Below are 17,299 nucleotides of genomic sequence, written 5' to 3' on the forward strand. Positions count from 1 at the left end.
CGGCGCGTCGGTCAGGACATCCTGCTTTCCATCGCGTCTTTCGTGAGTCGCATCGTCGTGTGCTCATCGATGAAGCACAGTCTAGCTATCGCGCGATACTTGAAAAACAGCAATAAAGGCAATGGACCATTTCTGAATCCGAAACAATCAGCCCTTGCTTTTCAAGATCGCGCCCTTCTGTCTCCTTGGCAGGGTTTCCCTGTCCTGCGGAACCCTGCCTCTCAAGCGATCCGGCCTTGCGCGGATGTCTGCGCGCCGCCCGGCCGCTCATATACGTCAGCCTTTCGGCTTCGGATGCAGTTACCAGCCCCCGCCGAGGGAGCGGATCAGCGCCACCGTGGTCGTCGCCCGCGCGCCGCGCAGCTGCACGGCACTGCGTTCCACCGCCGCCAGGTTGCGCTGGGCATCGATCACGTCGAGGTAGCTGGAGCGCCCGGCCTCATACAGCTTGCCGGCCAGATCGGTGGAACGACGCGCCGAGGCCACCGCCTCGTCGATCGCCTGTGCCTGTCCGGCGAGCGTGCGCAGGCCGGCGAGGTTGTCCTCGACTTCGGCAAATGCCGTCAGCACGCTCTGGCGGTAGCCGGCGACCGATTCTTCCAGCGCCGCCTCGGCGCGGGAGATGTTGGCCCGGTTGCGGCCGCCGTCGATGATGGGCATCGACAACAGCGCGCCGACTAGCCAGGTACGGCTGCTCCACTTGAACACGTCGGACAAGTCCGCGGACTCTCCGCCGCCGGCGGCAGTCAGGCGCAGCGCAGGGAACATCGCCGATTTCGCCACGCCAATGCGGGCATTGGCGGCGATCATCGCGCGCTGCGCGGCGGCGATGTCCGGACGGCGTTCCAGCAGGGCCGACGGCAGGCCGGCGGGAATGCCGGGCAGCGTGGACGAGGCCAGCAGCGGATTGCTGTCGGCGCTGAAGGCAGCGGCCGGCTTGCCCAGCAATACCGCCAGGGCGTGCTCCAGCTGCGCGCGCTGGCGTTCCAGTGCAATCGCTTCCGAGCGCGTGGTCGACAATTCCGTCTTCGAACGCGCGAGATCAAGTTCGCCCAGGTCGCCCAGGTCGAAGCGGCGCTGGTTGATGCGGACGTTCTCTTCGCGCAGGCGCACCGTCTCGCGCAGGAAGGCGAGCTCGGCGTCGGTGGCGCGCAGGCGGAAATAGGTCTGCGCGACATCGGCTTGCAGCGCCAGCAGCACGGAGCGGAAGGTTGCTTCGCCGGCGGCGGCGTCGGCCTGGGCGGCGCTGACGTTGTTGCCAACGCGGCCGAACAGGTCGACTTCATAGCTGGCGGTCAGCCTCGCGGTATAGGAGGTGACGACCGGCATCGGCGTGCCTTCCGGCAGGCCGAGCGATACCGGCGATGCGCGGCCGCGCTGCGGGCCGGCTTCGATGCCTACCGACGGAATGCGGTCGGCTTCGGCGATGCCTGCGATCGCACGCGCCTGCTTCACGCGCGCCGCCGCGGCGGCGAGGTTGGCATTGGCGGCGGTGGCATCGTCGATCAGGCGGTTCAGCGTGCCGTCGTTGAAGACTTTCCACCACTCGCCGCGCGGCTGCGCTTCCGCCGGCTCGGCCGGCTTCCAGCGGCCTTCATCGACGGCGGCCTCCTTGAAGCCGGACGGCACCTCGATCTTCGGATCCTGCAGGACCGGGGCTGCGCATCCCGCGAGCACCAGCGCCGCAACGATAGGTAAGGTGTGCAATGAACGGATCATCATTGGGCTCCCTCCGGCTTCGAGAGATAAGCCGGCACTTGTTTTTCAAAACGCTTCGCAAACGTGCGCAGCAGCACATAGAACACCGGGGTCAGGAACAGGCCGAACAAGGTCACGCCCAGCATGCCGGCGAACACCGCCACGCCCATTGCATGACGCATCTCGGCGCCCGCGCCGGAAGAGAACACCAGCGGCACCACACCCATGATGAAGGCGATGGACGTCATCAGGATCGGGCGCAGACGCAGGCGGCAGGCTTCCAGCGCGGCCTGCACCACCGAGCGGCCGTGCTCTTCCAGCTCGCGTGCGAATTCCACGATCAGGATCGCGTTCTTCGACGCCAGCCCCACCAGCACGAACAGCGCGATCTGCGTGAAGATGTTGTTGTCGCCCCCGGTCAGCTTCACGCCGAGCAGTGCGCACAGGATGGACATCGGCACGATCAGGATCACCGCCAGCGGCAGCGTCCAGCTTTCGTACTGCGCGGCCAGCACCAGGAACACCAGCAGCACGCACAGCGGGAAGATGACGACCATGGTGTTGCCGGCCAGGATTTCCTGGTAGGTCAGCTCGGTCCATTCATAGGTGATGCCCTTGGGCAGCACCTCCTTCGCAATGCGCTCCATCGCCGCCTGTGCCTGGCCGCTGGAGAAGCCGGGGGCCGCTGCGCCATTGATGTCGGCGGAGACGTAGGCGTTGTAGCGCTGCACGCGGTCCGGGCCGTAGCTGTCCTTGACCTTCATCAGCGAGGACAGCGGGATCATCTCTCCCTTGTTGTTGCGCACCTTCAGCTGGGCGATGTCCTCCGCATGCGAACGGAACGGCGCATCCGCCTGCACCTTCACCTGGTAGGTGCGGCCGAACTGGTTGAAGTCGTTCACGTACAGCGAGCCGAGGTTGATCTGCAGCGTCTGGTAAATGGTCGACAGCGGCACGCCGAGCTGCTTGGCCTTGGTGCGGTCGACGTCGGCGAACAGTTGCGGCACGTTGATCTGGTAGCTGGAGAACACGCCCGCCAGTTCCGGTGTCTGCCATGCCTTCATCTGCAGCGCCTGCACGGCTTCATACAGCTTGTCGTAGCCGAGGTTGCCGCGGTCTTCCACCATCAGCTTGAAACCGCCGATGGTGCCCAGGCCGTTCACCGGCGGCGGCGGGAAGACCATGATGAAGGCATCCTCGATGCCGGCCAGCTTCTGGTTGATCTGCTGCGCGATGGCGGCGCCGGACTGCTCGGGTGCGCCGCGCTTGTCGAAGGGCTCCAGTCCGAAGAACACGATGCCCGCGTTCGGCGCATTGGTGAAGCCGTTGATCGACAGGCCGGGGAAGGCCACCGAATCCTTCACGCCGGGCACGGAGCGGGCGATGTCGGACATGCGGCGGATCACGGCGTCGGTACGGTCGAGGGAGGACGCATCCGGCAATTGCGCGAAGCCCACCAGGTATTGCTTGTCCTGGCCCGGCACGAAGCCGCTCGGTACCGATTTGAACACCAGCACCGCGGCGATGGACAGCAGAACGTACACCGCCAGCGATGCGCTCTTGCGCGCCAGCACCTGCTTCACGCCGCCTTCATAGCGCTGCGAGGCGCGGCCGAAGGCACGGTTGAACCAGTTGAAGAAACGCCCGAACACCTTGTCCATGCCGCGCGTGAGCGCATCCTTGGGCGCATCGTGCGGCTTGAGCAGCGCGGCGGCCAGCGCCGGCGACAGCGTCAGCGAGTTGAAGGCCGAGATCACGGTCGAGATCGCGATGGTCAGCGCGAACTGGCGGTAGAACTGGCCGGACAGGCCGGACACGAAGGCGATCGGCACGAACACCGCGCACAGCACCAGCGCAATGGCGATGATGGGGCCGCTCACTTCCTTCATGGCCTGCACCGTGGCATCGCGCGGCGTGAGCCCGTTCTGGATGTTGCGTTCCACGTTTTCCACCACCACGATCGCGTCATCGACCACGATGCCGATGGCCAGCACCAGGCCGAACAGCGACAGGGTATTGATCGAGAAACCGAACATCAGCAGCACCGCGAAGGTGCCGACGATGGAGACCGGTACCGCCACCAGCGGAATGATGGAGGCGCGCCAGGTTTGCAGGAACACGATCACCACCAGCACCACCAGCGCGATTGCTTCGAGCAGGGTCTTGATCACCGCGCGGATCGACTCGCGCACGAACTGCGTCGGATCGTACACCACGCTGTAGTCCACGCCTTCCGGGAAGTCCTGCTTCAGTTCGTCCATCTTGGCGCGCACGTCGGCCGAGAGTTGCAGCGCATTCGCATTCGGTGCTTCGAACACGGCGATGGCGGCGGCCGATTTGTTGTTCAGCAGCGAGCGCAGCGCGTAGTCGGTCGAGCCGAGCTCGATGCGCGCGACATCCTTGAGCAGCGTCACGGAGCCGTCGGCGCCGGTACGCACGATGATGTTGCCGAACTCTTCCTCCGACTTCAGGCGGCCCTGGGTATTGACCACGAGCTGGAACTCGGCATTCTTGGCAGGCGCCGCGCCGATCACGCCGGCGGCCACCTGCACGTTCTGCTCGCGGATGGCCTGCACCACGTCCGAAGCCGTCATGTTGCGCTGGGCCACCTTCTGCGGATCGAGCCAGACGCGCATCGCATAGTCGCCCGCGCCGAACAGGATCACCTCGCCCATGCCGGGGATGCGCGAGAGCTGGTCCTTGATGTTGAGCACCGCGTAGTTGCGCAGGTACACATCGTCATAGCGGCCGTTGGGCGAAGAGAGGTGCACCACCATGGTCAGGTTGGGCGAGCTCTTGACGGTGGTCACGCCGATCTGGCGCACTTCCTCCGGCAGGCGCGGCAGCGCGCGCTGCACGCGGTTCTGCACCTGGGTTTCGGCCTGCTCGACGTTGGTGCCGATCTTGAAGGTGACGGTCAGCGCCAGCGCGCCGTCGGAAGTGGCCTGCGAGGACATGTAGAGCATGTTCTCGACGCCATTGATCTGTTCCTCCAGCGGCGCGGCCACGGTTTCGGCGATCACCTTCGGGTTGGCGCCGGGGTACATCGCGCGCACCACGACCGAAGGCGGCACCACGTCCGGGTACTCGGACACCGGCAGCTTGAAGATGGCCAGCACGCCGGCCACGAAAATGAGGATCGACAGCACGGCCGCGAAGATCGGGCGGTCGACGAAGAATCGGGAGAAGTTCATTGTGTTCTCTCTTGGGTATGTTTCGAAAGCGAGAGCGAGCCCGCTCCCTCCCCTTGTGAGGGAGGGAATCCATGGGTCAGGCGGGGGTGTTTACCTTCCGGTCAGGACTTCGCTTGGCTTTGATCTGCCTTGGCTTCGGCTTTTGCCGGTTGCTTGTTCGGATCGGCGTCCATCGGCACCATCTGCGCCGTCACCGGCGCGCCAGGGCGCACGCGCTGCAGGCCGTTGACGACGATCTTCTCGCCAGGCTGCAAGCCTTCGCGCACCACGCGCAGGCCGTCGACCACCGGGCCGAGCTTCACGGGGCGGTATTCCGCCTTGCCTTCGCCGTTCACCACGAACACGAACTTGCGGTTCTGGTCGGTGCCCACCGCGCGGTCGTTGATGAGCGCGGCCTTGGTCTCGCCGCCGGTCCCGTTGCCGCTTGCAAGCTGCACGCGCGCAAACAGGCCCGGAGCGAGTTCGTTGCCGGCGTTCGGGAGCACCGCGCGCATGCGCACGCTGCCGGTGGCCGGGTCGACGCGGTTGTCGACGAATTCGAGTTTGCCTTCATGCGGGAAGCCGGTTTCATTCGCCAGCCCGATGCGCACCGCCACCGGAATCCCCTTGCGCGCCATGGCGCCCACCCGCAGGTAGGACTGCTCGTCGCCGTCGAAGCTGGCGTAGATGGGGGCGCTCGACACCACCGAGGTCAGCACCACGCCGCCGTCGACCAGGTTGCCGGTCGTGACTTCGGCCTTGCTGACGCGGCCGTTGATCGGCGAATGGACCTTGGTAAAGCCGAGGTTCAGCTTGGCGGCTTCATAGGCGGCCTGGGCGGCGCGGGCGGTGGCTTCCAGTTCCTTGACGCTGGAGGCTTTTTCGTCAGCCTCGCGCTGCGCGATGGCTTTTTCCGCCACCAGCTTTTCGGCACGGGCAAGCTCCACCTTCGCCAGGTCAGCCTTGGCGCGCGCGGCCAGCGCCGCCGCTTCGGCGCGGTTGGCTTCGGCTTCGTAGGGGCGCGGATCGATGACGAACAGCACGTCGCCCTTCTTCACTTCCGCGCCCGGCTTGAAATTGACGGAGGCAATGAAGCCCGACACGCGCGGACGCACGTCCACCCGTTCGACCGCTTCCAGGCGTCCGGAGAATTCCTGGGTTTCGAGGATGCTCTTTTCGAGGACTTCGGCGGCCGAGATCGGCGGGCCGCCCTGCGGCTGCTGTCCGAGTTCCTGCGCGTTCGGCTTGCCGCACGCCGACAGCACCAGCGCCGCAAGGACGCTTGAGATGGTGGCGGCAGCCGCGGCGCGGGCTGCGGGGGAGAGTGACGATAGTTGCCTCATGGTGTTCTTCCTTATGCTTTGTTTCCTGAAACCCGAAGCTTCAACCCTCCCGTAATGGGAGGGTCAAGCGATTTTTTAAAGTCCGGCGATGAATGCGGCGATCTCTTGCAGCACCGTGTCCTTCCGGGCGCAATTGCATCGCGCATCCGGCGCTTCCAGTTCGATCGGCGGCAGCCGCCTGACCGTTGTCCTGATGCCGGCCGACGCCAGCTTCGCGCCGTATTGTTCTCCCTCGTCGCGCAGCGGATCGTCGTCGGCCGACAGGATCAGCGCCGGCGGCAACCCCTTCATGCGGCTCGACTGCATCGGGCACGCATACGGATGCGTGCGGTCCAGCGCGCGCGGCAGGTAGCCGCGGTAGCCGGCGGCGCAGGCGCTGGCCGCGCGGGCGCCACCGCCCTGTTCCGCCGCCGAGCGCATCGAGCAGCTGGTCAGGCCCGGATCGAGCATCGGCATGATGAGGATCTGGCCGCTCAATGCCGGCCCGCCGCGGTCGCGCGCCACCAGGGCCGACACCGCCGCCAGGTTGCCGCCGGCCTCGATGCCCGCCGTCAGCAGCAGCCTGCCGTCCCATCCAAGGCGCGCGCGGTTGCGCGCTGCCCATTTCAATACGGCGTGGGCATCCTCGACCGCAGCCGGGAACGGCCGCTCAAGCGCCGTCGTGTATGCCGAGACCAGCACGCGCAGCCCGGTGCGCTGCGCCAGTGCAATGGCAAATCCCTCGGCATCCTCCATTTCCAGCGTGACAAAGCCGCCGCACGGGAAAAAGACGATCAGTCCGCTGTCCAGCCCTTGCGCCGCGGAAGGGATGTACAAGCGCGTAACGAGCTTGTCCTGCGCCCCTTGCGCCGCCAGGGTCTTTACCTTGACGTCAACTGCGTCTGTTTGCGGACAGTCCTTCTTCACGGTGCGATCCCTCGATGTCATGGGCCGCACTATAACTTTGTTCTAGAATCTGAATAAACAGCAATAAATCGAATTGACTGTTCAGGGATTTGAACAATACTGAGGATGTGCCTGGCCGGAGCCCCCGGCCTGCGCGCAGGATTTCCTGTTGCCCGCGCCTGTCAGGAGCGCCGGCAGGCGGAAATCCGCCGCGCCTGCACGCCAGCCGCTAATGTACGAAAGGGCTACTGACAGCCTCATGTCAGTAGCCTGCTTCACCCTGACGTCAGCGAATGTCACAAGAAGGGGAATGAAGATGGACAAGCTTCAGGCGATGGAAGTGTTCACGCAGGTGGTCGAAGCCGGCGGGTTTACCCGTGCCGCCGAAATCCTGCAGTTGCCCAAGGCGACGGTGTCGACACTGGTGCGCAACCTGGAGACGGCGCTGTCGGTAAAGCTGCTCAACCGCACCACGCGCCAGATCAGCCTGACCGCCGACGGCGCCGCTTACTACGAGCGCTGCCTGCGCATCCTGGCCGAAGTGCGCGATGCCGAGGATTCATTGTCGAAGACGCATGCCAGTCCCAGCGGCAGGCTGCGCATCGACGTGCCCGCCGCGCTGGGCCGGCACCTGCTGATGCCGGCGCTTCCGCAGTTCCTGGCGCGCTACCCGGACATCAACCTGGAAGTCGGTTGCAGCGACCGGCCGGTGGACCTGATCGAGGAAGGCGTGGACCTCGCGGTGCGCGGCGGCGTGCTGGCAGACTCCACGCTGGTCGCCCGGCGCATCGGGCAGCTCCATTTCGTGACCTGCGCCGCCCCCTCCTACATCGCGCTGCACGGACGGCCGCAGCATCCCAACGACCTGCTGCGGCACGATTGCGTGAACTACTTCTCCGCCAAGACCGGCAAGATCTCCGAGTGGGACTTTGCGCGCGACGGCGAACGCATCCAGATGCGCCTGCCGGGCCGCATCGCCGTCAACGACTCGAACGCCTACATGACGGCCACCCTGTCCGGCATGGGCGTGGCGCAGATGGCGGCATTCGCCCTCTGCCCCTATCTGCAGTCCGGAGAGCTGGAGCTGCTGCTGGAAGACTGGACCATCGAACCCCTGCCCCTGCACGTGGTGTACCCGCAGAACCGGCACCTGTCGGCCAAGGTCCGCGTCTTCGTCGAATGGATATCCGAACTCTTCGCCGACCATCCCGCCCTGCACATCCGTGCCGGCCGTTGTCCGCTGACAGACGAGGGGCTGGCGCAAGCAGTGGCCGAACAGGCGGTGCAGAAGGCCAGCGAGGCGACGGCGCCAGAGCCTGTGCGCAGGCCCGAAGTTGCCTGATTGTTACCTGCCTGTTGTTGCTTTTTGGTGGAATCGCTCTAAGAAAATCGCTGCATGGGGCGAAGGTGTTGCCGGTTTACAACTGCGTCGGTACCATGGGCGGATAACTATAAATTATGGGATGAGGAGATGGCACGACCCATCGCGGCCAGCCCTGCGCCGGGGCGCCGGCACAGCTCGTCCGGAGAATGAGCGAGCATGGAATTCCCGGTCTACCTGAACATCAACCAACGCATGCAGCGCCTGTCCCGCCGCCGGCTCGGGATTGCGCTCGGCCTGTTCGCCGCCGCCGCGGCGCTCGCCGCGCCGCACCTGCCGTACTGGCTGGTGCTGGCACTTGCGGCCGCCATTGCGGCGGCAGTCTGGCTGGGCGTGACCACCCCGGCGCTGCAGAACGACGACGCGCTGCGGGAATCCGAGCGCAAGTTCCGCAATTTCGTTGAACAATCCCTGGTCGGCCTCTACGTGGTGCAGGACGGGAAGATCGCCTACGCCAACAGCAAGACGGCGGACCTGCTCGGCTACGACAGCCCCGAACAGCTGATCGGCACACCCGTGGCCAGCATTACCCATCCCGACGACGTTCCCATCCTGGAGGAAAACCATCGCCTCCGCCTGACCGGCGAGGTGAGGAGCATCCGTTACACCTACCGCGCGGTACGCCGCGACGGACGTGTCGTGTGGGCCGACGTGCAGGGCAGCCGCTGCGAATACGAAGGCCGCCCGGCGGTGATGGGCGTGGCGCTCGACGTCAGCCAGCAGGTCGCCTTCGAGCACCAGTCACGGCTGGCCAACCGGGTGTTCGAATCGGCCAGCGAAGGCATCGTCATCACCAACGCGGAATGCCGGATCGAAGCCGTCAATCCCGCCTTCACCCGCATCACCGGCTACTCCGCCGCGGAAGCGGTCGGCCGGCTGTCGCGCATGATGACCGGCACCGGCGCCGAGCTCAACCAGGAAATGCTGACCGACCTGGCCAACGACGGCCACTGGCAGGGTGAAATGCGCGACCGCCGCAAGAACGGCGAATGGTATCCGGCCTGGCTCTCGATCTCGACGGTGCGCGACGCCGATCGCCACATCACCAACTATGTCGGCGTGTTCACCGACAATACCCGCCGCAAGGAAGACGAAACGCGCCTGCAGTTCCTTGCCAGCCATGACAGCTTGACCGGCATGTGGAACCGCAGCGGCATGATGAACAAGTTCGCGCTGGAGATCGAACGCGCGCGCTCCTCCGGCCGCCAGCTCGCAGTGCTGTTCATCGACCTCGACCGCTTCAAGACGGTCAACGACACCCTCGGCCATCTCGCCGGCGACCAGTTGCTGGTGGCCGCCGCCGGCCGCATGCGCGCGCAGCTCAAGCTCAACGACATCGCCGCCCGCCTCGGCGGCGACGAATTCACGGTGCTGCTCGAAGACCCGCCAGCATCCGGCGCGGCGGCCAACCTCGCCGAACGCCTGATCGCCGCCATGGCCCAGCCCTTCTCGATCGGCGGCCAGGAAATGTTCGTGACCGCCAGCATCGGGATCGCCTGCTATCCGGCGGACGGGCATGACGCGGCCACGCTGCTCAAGAACGCCGACGTCGCGATGTACCGCGCCAAGCAGCGCGGCAAGAACACCTTCCAGTTCTTCACCAGCGACATGAACACCCAGGCCTTCGAGCAGCTGCTGCTCGAGAACAGCCTGCGTCGCGCGCTCGACCGCGGCGAGTTCGAGCTGTACTACCAGCCGCAGTTCTCGGCCTCCACCGGTGCGGTGTCCGGCCTGGAAGCACTGATCCGCTGGCGCCATCCGGAGCTGGGCCTGGTCCTGCCGGGCACCTTCATCTCACTGGCCGAGCAGAACGGGCTCATCGTGCCGATCGGCGCCTGGGTCCTGCGCGAAGCCTGCCGCCAGGGCAAGGCTTGGCTGGACGCCGGCTACGAGTTCGGGCATATCGCCGTCAACCTGTCGGCCAAGCAGTTCTCCGCCGGCGACCTGCTCGACACCATTCGCGCCGCCGTCGACGAGAGCGGGCTGCCTGCTTCCCGCCTCGAATTCGAAATCACCGAAAGCACCATCATGCAGAACCCGACGGAAGCGGTGGTGATGCTCGACCGTATCCGCGCGATGGGCGCGGCGCTGTCGATCGACGATTTCGGCACCGGGTACTCCTCCCTCGTCAGCCTCAAGCAGTACCCGCTCGACAGCCTCAAGATCGACCGCGGCTTCGTCAAAGGCATCCCCAACGAGGAAGACGACATCGCCATCACCGAAGCTATCATCGCCATTGCCCACAAGATGGGCCTGAAGGTCGTCGCCGAGGGCGTGGAAACCACCGAACAGGCCGACTTCCTGCGCGCGGCGGGATGCGGCGTGCTGCAGGGCTTCCTGCTGGGCAGGCCGGCGCCGGCGGCGGACGTGGAGCACTTGTTCGAGACTTGCGTGACGGTTTGAGCCAGCAGGCGATGGATCGGTGGGTTTCGCTTCGCTCTACCCACCCTACGATTCTTGATGCACCACGTGACGGTATGAACATCCAAGGACTGTAGGGTGGGTAGAGCGAAGCGAAACCCACCATGCGCCCAGGTTCACGATGCGCAAAACAAAACGCCACCCGAAGGTGGCGTCCGAAACATGCAGTGAGCGAGTCTTAAGCAGCGGCCACGGCCCGCTTGGCCTTCGGCGCATCGGCCTTGGCGCGCACGCGCGACGGCGGCAGGCGGCGCAGGGTGCGCAGCGATTGCAGGTCGTGGATCACGATGGCGCGCTGGTCGACCGAAATCAGTCCGATGGTGTTGAAGGCGGAGAAGGTGCGGCTGACGGTCTCCAGCGTCAGGCCGAGGTAGTTGCCGATCTCCTGGCGGGTCATGCGCAGGTTGAACTGCGTGCCCGAGTAACCCATCTCGGTGAAGCGCTCCGACAGGAACACCAGAAAGCGTGCCACGCGCGCTTCGGCGGACAGCGAACCCAGCGTGCCGACCATCGCCTGCTCGCGCACCAGTTCGCGGCTCATCACCGCGTAGATCGAGGCTTCCAGTTCCGGATGGCTGCGGCCCAGGCCGGCGAACACCTTGAACGGGATCAGGATCACGTCGCAGTTGGACAGCGCGACGGTCTCGGTGGCGTACTGCTTGCGATGGATGCCGTCGATGCCGAACATGTCGCCCTTCATCGGGAAGCCCAGCACCTGCTCGTTGCCCAGCTCATCGATCATCACGGTCTTCAGGAAACCGGAGTTCACCACATACAGCATGTCGAACGGCTGGCCGATGGTGTGGATGCGCTGGCCGGCCTTGAACTGCATGTGCTGGAACTGGAAATCGTCCACCGCCAGTTTCGCGGGGATGCGCAGCAGGTCGCACACTTCCTTCAGGTTCGACCACAGCTTGGCCTGGCGTTGCCAGGAAGCGCCTGCGGGAGAGGGGGTTGCCAGCGATAGCGGGGAGGGGCGGGCGTCGGAGAGTTGGGTAGTCAGCATTGCGAATCCTTCTTTGAAGAATAGTTGTTCAGGCTTTCGTGCTCTGGGAATTCGGTTTCCGTCCTGGTCGCCGTCTGGGCCGCGGCGTTTTGCGAGGCGGAAATCAGTGATAAGGATTATGTCCGCGCGTTCGCTTTCTCGAAATCAGCGGACGGATGAAAACAAATGTCGGAGAACGGAGAAAAGTGTTCGGAAAATTCCTACAAAGTTGAGGAATTGCAACATCCGAGAGATGTTTCCGAGCGTTACAAAACAAGCGGGGCGGCGCTTTGGAAGGTGATGAGTAGACTGACAAATGCCTTGGCCACCGGTTCCGGCGTGTAGGAATTTTCCGGAGTCATCCTTGGAAAAGCGGGCGCACCGGCTACGCCCGTAGCAGATTGTTACACGGAGCTTGGGGTCCGGTGTTGTTGTGCCAGCTTGATGATGGCCTTGCGGATGCTGCCCAGGACGTTCACGGCGTTGAAGGGCTTCACGATGAAACCGTGCACGCCGCGTTCCATGGCCGTCTGGACGGTCGCGGCGTCGAATTTGGCGGAGACGAGGAAGACGACGGCCTTGGGCAGGCCGTCGCGGATGGTGGCGAGCTTCCCGAAGGCCTCCTCATCCGAGCCGCCCAGGTCCACGCACACCAGCTGCGGCTGCAGCTTCACCATGGCCGCCAGGCCGGCGGTGCTGGTGTTCGAGTCGCCGATCACATCGAACCCGCCATTCACAAGAACGGAGGTCAGCAGGTTGCGCGAGATGGCGTTCGCATCGATGACGACGACTTTGAGCATGCAGGGTCCTTGTCGCTTTTCCCGCATATTAGCCATTGCTATCAAGAAATAGCAAGCTTCCGGCTCACGCCGCGGTTTTTGACTAGAATGAAATCGTCCAACCCGATCCGGAATTTCCCATGCTGCCCGCCCTTCTCCTGCCCGTACTGCTGACGGTCGCCGCGCCTGCATCCGCCCAAAGCGCGCCGGCCTCCTGCCCGTCCCTCCTCGACCAGCGCTTCAACCGTTTGCAGGACGACGCGCCGCAGCATCTCTGCCAGTACGCCGGCAAGGTCGTATTGGTCGTCAACACCGCCAGCTATTGCGGCTACACCGGCCAGTACGAAGGGCTTGAGTCCCTGTACGCGAAGTACCAGCCCAAGGGGCTGGTCGTGCTCGGCTTTCCCTCCAACGATTTCGGCAACCAGGAACCCGGCGACAGCAAGCAGATCGCCGATTTCTGCTTCAACACCTACGGCGTCAAGTTCCCGATGTTCGCCAAGACCTCGGTCACCGGCAAGGAAGCCAATCCGCTGCATGCGGAGCTGGCGAAGATCACCGGCACGGCGCCGAAGTGGAACTTCTACAAGTACCTGATCGACCGCAGCGGGAAAGTGGTCGGCAGCTACCCTAGCCGGGTAGGTCCGAACGACGCCCGGCTCGTGGGCGACATCGAACGGGTGCTGGCGCGGTAATCCTTTGCCGAAAATCGATTGCCTATCCGAGGGCGCGATGTATGATTGAAATAGAAACATTTCCTCATCCTGCACAAGGAGGCAGTCATGTATCGCAAAATTCTGGTCGCCTATAACGGGACACCCGAAAGTCGCCATGCCTTGCAGGAGTGCATACGTCTTGCACCGGGCGTGTCGTCGGAGATCCACCTGCTTGTCGTGGTGACTCCCACACCCATCGTGCTGGCGGGCGAGTTCGTCGCCGCCGTTCCCACGATCGATGAAGAACTGGCCGAGAAGGAAGCCATGGCGCAGGTTCTCGAGGCGGGACGCAAGCTGCTCGAGGAAGCCGACCTGCGGGTGACGCCGCATCTTGAGGTCGGGGAGCCGGTCAATGTGATTTCCGACCTCGTGAACCGGCACGGGATCGACCTCGTCATCGTGGGGCATTCGCGGAAGAAGCCGTTTGCTTTGCGGTGGTGGAGGGGGTCTATGGATGCCGTGCTTGTCGATAAGGTGCGGTGCAGTGTGCTTGTTGCTGCTGAGCCTCGGGTTTCTTAGCGCTCTCCCTTCGCAGAAGAGAAAAACCCGGTCAGGATCGTAGGGTGGGTAGAGCGCAGCGAAACCCACCGAGCGCTTAACCGCACTCTCTTCGGTGACTCGGTTTAGGTTGCTACTCCGTGGATGCTTGCCGGGGCCAGTCCCGGCAAGCCCCGACGGAGTGACTACAGAAACCGCTTCACCGAAGAGAAGAAAATCAGGAAGCCGGACAAGCCGCCAACATAGGCGCAATCACAGCACGCGTCCCAACGGTGACAGCACTATCATCCGCCCCACCTTCATTCCGGGTAAACGCACACCCATACTGCGGATGAGCCACAGTCGAAGGCGTGACGACATCGTCACCTGCAGGCTTGATCCCCATCTCCGCCCACTTCACCATCGCCTCGAACGCATCAACCTGCTCGCGCACCGTAAAGTCGCAATGACTCGGCGCACGAATCGCGCGTTGCACCAGCCAGTCGCCGCTGCCCTGCGCATCCGCACGCTTGCGGTAAATCTGTTGCATGCTGAACGGAACGTAGAGATCACCAAGGGTATGCATCGTGACGACCGGGATCTTGAACTGCCCATTCACCTTCGGAATCCAGCGCAGCCCGTCCGAGCGCAACCGGTTGGCGTCGTGCGCGGCCGTCAGGTCCTGCACAGTCTGGTTGAATTGCGATTCGTCGTAGGACAGGGCCGGGTCGTTGTCGAACTGGTAGACGAAGCGGTTGGTGTCGAGCGTGCTCTTGTTCAGGATGCCGTTGACGGTGCCGTCGCTGCCGAAGGTGCCCCACACCACGTTCTGCAATCCGGTGTTGCCGAAGCCTTGCAGGAAGACGGGGCGCTCGCCGCCCGTGAGGTTCTTGACGACCTGCATCAGCTTCACGCCCTGCGCGGTGGGCACCGTGCTGAAGGTGACGAACAGCTTGGAACGCACGTCGTTGGCGATGCTGCCGAAGTCGCTGGCCGGGTGGCTGGCATGACCGGCCAGGGTCTGCGCGGCGAGCTGATAGGCGCCGAAGTAGTCGAACAGTTCGGTGTCGCCCATCACGCCGCACATCGGTACCGCGCCGTCGTACTTCTGCTTGTTGACAGCCGTCTTCCAGGTTTCTTCTTCGATGGCCGCGCCGGCGATATGGCCGCCCATGGAGTGGCCGATGATGTAGGTCTTGTGCGGCGCGTGCAGGTGGCGTCCGCGTTCCTTGGCGATCTTCTTGAAGCTGTCGGCGAGGGCGTTGGTGTCTTCCACGCCGGCGCGCACGTCGTAGTAGTTCTTGCTGTAGCTCGATGCCGCCCAGGCGTAGCCGTTTTCGATCAGGTGGCGGCGGATGGAGGGCATGGAGACGCGGAGCTGCGGCACCGGCCCGACGTAGCCGTGCGCGTACATCACCAGCTTGCCGTTCCAGTTTTTCGGGACTTCGATGCGGTAGGCCGCGCCGTTCAGTTCGCCTGCCCAGCGGTCGGTGGCCGCGGTGGAGCCGGGCATTGCCTTGAAGCCGGCGCCGCCGTCCGCCGCAAGCTCGTAGTCGCCCGCCGCTGCCGGATCGGGCACGACAAAAGTACGCCCGTCATGCTCCCGCGATTCCTCGGAAACGACTTTCTTGGCCGGAGCCATGAGGGAGGTTGCCGCCGACGCCATGCCGTCGGTCTGGTTGCCGCCACAGGCGGTGAGCAGGAATGTCCCGCCCAGCAGCAGTGCTCCGCCGCTGCAGATTTTCTTGTTCACTGGTTGTCTCCTCTTGATTGGTTTTGATGTGCGGCGTTCTGCTATGCAGAATCGTGTTTTGAGCGACGCGCGCAACGATCAAAATAAGTCAAAAAGGAAAGCAAAAAGATGCGAAGCGAACAGCTTTTGCGGTGGCGCAATGGAATTCGGCAAGAGTTGCCGAAGGGCACAAGAGGGGCGCATCCCGCCACGGTGGACAGGATGCGCAAGATGCGTCAGAGGAAGCGATCGAGGAGCTTGCGGCTGCCCTTGTCGAGCGCACTCTGGTCGCGGATCAGGTATTGCACGCCATGGCTGTCGGCGATGAGAAGCGCGTTGCCGGCGATGCGGCGGATGTCTTCCTCGCCCTTGAGCACGAAGCTGGTCACGCCGCGGTCGGTCTCGACTTCCCAGGTGCTCGGCACGGCGAAGGTGGAGACGTGCCGGATGCGGTTGATTACCGGGAGGAATTCCCGGCTCTTGAGTTCTTCCTGCAGCAGCGCGCGCGTATTGGCGGGCAGGTCTTCCAGCCGGTTGATCCACGCCAGTTCATGGCCGTCCACATCGACGATGGCAATGCCGGTGTCGGGTGCGCCGATGGGAAAGGCGCGCACCGGCACCACGCCTTCATGCACGCCTTCCGCATCGGTGAAGACCAGCTTGCCGAAGGTGTTGCGGCTCAGTGTAAAGCGATTCATGCCGCATCCTCCTCGACATCCGCCAGCGCTTCATTCTCTGCCTGGCGCAGTTGTGCCTGGTACAGGCGGAAATAGTGGCCGCCGCGCGCGAGCAGTTCCTCGTGCGGGCCGACTTCGACGATCTGGCCCTTGTCCAGCACGACCAGGCGGTCGGCCTGGCGCAGCGTGGACAGGCGGTGTGCGATGGCGATGGTGGTGCGGCCGCGCACCAGGTTGTCCAGCGCTTTCTGGATTTCCTTTTCGGTGGTGGTGTCGACCGAGGAGGTCGCTTCGTCGAGGATCAGCAGTTGCGGATCGATCAGCAGCGCGCGGGCAATCGAGATGCGCTGGCGCTCGCCGCCGGACAGGGTCTGGCCGCGTTCGCCGACCAGCGAATCGTAGCCGTGCGGCAGGCGCAGGATGAACTCGTGCGCGTTGGCCGCCCGGGCGGCGGCGATGATTTCCTCGCGCGTCGCATCCGGCTTGCCGTAGGCGATGTTGTCGGCGATGGTGCCGAAGAACAGGAAAGGCTCCTGCAGCACCAGGCCGATGTGGCGGCGGAACTCGGCGATCGGCAGCGAACGGATGTCGACGCCGTCGACCAGAATCGCGCCTTCCGAGACGTCGTAGAAGCGGCAGATGAGGTTGACCAGCGTGCTCTTGCCCGAGCCGCTGTGGCCCACCAGGCCGATCATCTCGCCCGGCTTGATCGCCAGGTCCACGCCACGCAGCACAGCCCGGTTGCCATAGCGGAAACCGACCTGGCGCAGGTCGATGCGGCCTTCCAGGCGCGGCAGGTGCACCGGGTTTTGCGATTCCGGCACGCTGGAGACATGATCGAGGATGTCGAAGATGCGCTTGGCGCCGGCGGCGGCTTTCTGCGTCACCGAGACGATGCGGCTCATGGAGTCGAGGCGCGTGTAGAAGCGGCCGATGTAGGCGAGGAAGGCGGTCAGCACGCCCACGGTGATGTCGCCGCGCGACACCTGCCAGATGCCCACGCCCCACACCACGAGCAGGCCGACTTCGGTG

The 17,299-nt window shown here is 64.4% G+C and carries 13 protein-coding genes; 4 read left to right on the forward strand and 9 right to left on the reverse strand.

The window, feature by feature from the left end:
- Nucleotides 1–300: 300 nt before the first annotated feature.
- From VFF99_RS07960 to VFF99_RS07975, 4 genes are all read right to left on the reverse strand, one after another.
- Nucleotides 301–1,722: an efflux transporter outer membrane subunit gene (locus VFF99_RS07960; RefSeq protein WP_325016662.1), complete on the reverse strand. Its 1,422-nt coding sequence runs from the start codon at nt 1,720–1,722 to the stop codon at nt 301–303.
- The gene (locus VFF99_RS07965; RefSeq protein WP_325016664.1) at nt 1,719–4,892 is read right to left on the reverse strand and encodes an efflux RND transporter permease subunit; all 3,174 of its coding nucleotides are present in this window, start codon (nt 4,890–4,892) and stop codon (nt 1,719–1,721) included. The genes VFF99_RS07960 and VFF99_RS07965 overlap by 4 nt, the downstream gene beginning before the upstream one ends.
- A gap of 101 nt (nt 4,893–4,993) precedes the next feature.
- A complete protein-coding gene (locus tag VFF99_RS07970) occupies nt 4,994–6,214 on the reverse strand; it encodes an efflux RND transporter periplasmic adaptor subunit (protein WP_325016666.1) in 1,221 nt (406 codons plus the stop codon).
- A gap of 75 nt (nt 6,215–6,289) precedes the next feature.
- Nucleotides 6,290–7,141, reverse strand: a complete 852-nt coding sequence (locus tag VFF99_RS07975) for an alpha/beta hydrolase (RefSeq protein ID WP_325016668.1) — start codon at nt 7,139–7,141, stop codon at nt 6,290–6,292.
- Nucleotides 7,142–7,415: 274 nt separating this feature from the next.
- Here VFF99_RS07975 and VFF99_RS07980 point away from each other — a divergent pair, with 274 nt between their 5' ends.
- A complete protein-coding gene (locus tag VFF99_RS07980; protein WP_325016670.1) occupies nt 7,416–8,441 on the forward strand; it encodes a LysR family transcriptional regulator in 1,026 nt (341 codons plus the stop codon).
- Between the two features lie 198 nt (nt 8,442–8,639).
- A complete protein-coding gene (locus VFF99_RS07985) occupies nt 8,640–10,883 on the forward strand; it encodes a putative bifunctional diguanylate cyclase/phosphodiesterase (protein WP_325016672.1) in 2,244 nt (747 codons plus the stop codon).
- A gap of 196 nt (nt 10,884–11,079) precedes the next feature.
- Here VFF99_RS07985 and VFF99_RS07990 read toward each other — a convergent pair whose 3' ends face one another.
- Entirely contained in the window at nt 11,080–11,907 is an 828-nt protein-coding gene (locus VFF99_RS07990; protein WP_325016674.1) for a Crp/Fnr family transcriptional regulator, read from the reverse strand.
- 383 nt (nt 11,908–12,290) lie between these two features.
- Nucleotides 12,291–12,686, reverse strand: coding sequence for an ANTAR domain-containing response regulator (locus tag VFF99_RS07995; RefSeq protein ID WP_325016676.1), 396 nt, complete (start codon nt 12,684–12,686; stop codon nt 12,291–12,293).
- Between the two features lie 119 nt (nt 12,687–12,805).
- On the opposite strand from VFF99_RS07995, the gene VFF99_RS08000 reads away from it, so the two are divergent.
- Both VFF99_RS08000 and VFF99_RS08005 read left to right on the forward strand, forming a co-directional pair.
- Entirely contained in the window at nt 12,806–13,360 is a 555-nt protein-coding gene (locus tag VFF99_RS08000) for a glutathione peroxidase (protein WP_325016678.1), read from the forward strand.
- Nucleotides 13,361–13,447: 87 nt separating this feature from the next.
- On the forward strand, nt 13,448–13,900 hold the full coding sequence (locus tag VFF99_RS08005; RefSeq protein WP_325016680.1) for a universal stress protein: 453 nt from the start codon (nt 13,448–13,450) through the stop codon (nt 13,898–13,900).
- Nucleotides 13,901–14,096: 196 nt separating this feature from the next.
- On the opposite strand, the gene VFF99_RS08010 is transcribed toward VFF99_RS08005, so the two are convergent.
- From VFF99_RS08010 to VFF99_RS08020, 3 genes are all read right to left on the reverse strand, one after another.
- Entirely contained in the window at nt 14,097–15,524 is a 1,428-nt protein-coding gene (locus VFF99_RS08010) for an alpha/beta hydrolase (RefSeq protein ID WP_325016686.1), read from the reverse strand.
- Between the two features lie 302 nt (nt 15,525–15,826).
- Nucleotides 15,827–16,288: a DUF1854 domain-containing protein gene (locus VFF99_RS08015; protein WP_325016682.1), complete on the reverse strand. Its 462-nt coding sequence runs from the start codon at nt 16,286–16,288 to the stop codon at nt 15,827–15,829.
- The coding region (locus VFF99_RS08020) for an ABC transporter ATP-binding protein (protein WP_325016684.1) at nt 16,285–17,299 on the reverse strand (1,015 nt) is incomplete at its 5' end. The genes VFF99_RS08015 and VFF99_RS08020, both read right to left, overlap by 4 nt.

The organism is Noviherbaspirillum sp. (assembly GCF_035654295.1).
Classification (GTDB): Bacteria; Pseudomonadota; Gammaproteobacteria; order Burkholderiales; family Burkholderiaceae_D; genus Noviherbaspirillum.

Coding starts and splice junctions, on each gene's coding strand:
- VFF99_RS07960 (WP_325016662.1), bottom strand. CDS start 1,722: ATGATGATCCGTTCATTGCACACCTTACCTATCGTTGCGGCGCTGGTG.
- VFF99_RS07965 (WP_325016664.1), bottom strand. CDS start 4,892: ATGAACTTCTCCCGATTCTTCGTCGACCGCCCGATCTTCGCGGCCGTG.
- VFF99_RS07970 (WP_325016666.1), bottom strand. CDS start 6,214: ATGAGGCAACTATCGTCACTCTCCCCCGCAGCCCGCGCCGCGGCTGCC.
- VFF99_RS07975 (WP_325016668.1), bottom strand. CDS start 7,141: ATGACATCGAGGGATCGCACCGTGAAGAAGGACTGTCCGCAAACAGAC.
- VFF99_RS07980 (WP_325016670.1), top strand. CDS start 7,416: ATGGACAAGCTTCAGGCGATGGAAGTGTTCACGCAGGTGGTCGAAGCC.
- VFF99_RS07985 (WP_325016672.1), top strand. CDS start 8,640: ATGGAATTCCCGGTCTACCTGAACATCAACCAACGCATGCAGCGCCTG.
- VFF99_RS07990 (WP_325016674.1), bottom strand. CDS start 11,907: ATGCTGACTACCCAACTCTCCGACGCCCGCCCCTCCCCGCTATCGCTG.
- VFF99_RS07995 (WP_325016676.1), bottom strand. CDS start 12,686: ATGCTCAAAGTCGTCGTCATCGATGCGAACGCCATCTCGCGCAACCTG.
- VFF99_RS08000 (WP_325016678.1), top strand. CDS start 12,806: ATGCTGCCCGCCCTTCTCCTGCCCGTACTGCTGACGGTCGCCGCGCCT.
- VFF99_RS08005 (WP_325016680.1), top strand. CDS start 13,448: ATGTATCGCAAAATTCTGGTCGCCTATAACGGGACACCCGAAAGTCGC.
- VFF99_RS08010 (WP_325016686.1), bottom strand. CDS start 15,524: ATGGCGTCGGCGGCAACCTCCCTCATGGCTCCGGCCAAGAAAGTCGTT.
- VFF99_RS08015 (WP_325016682.1), bottom strand. CDS start 16,288: ATGAATCGCTTTACACTGAGCCGCAACACCTTCGGCAAGCTGGTCTTC.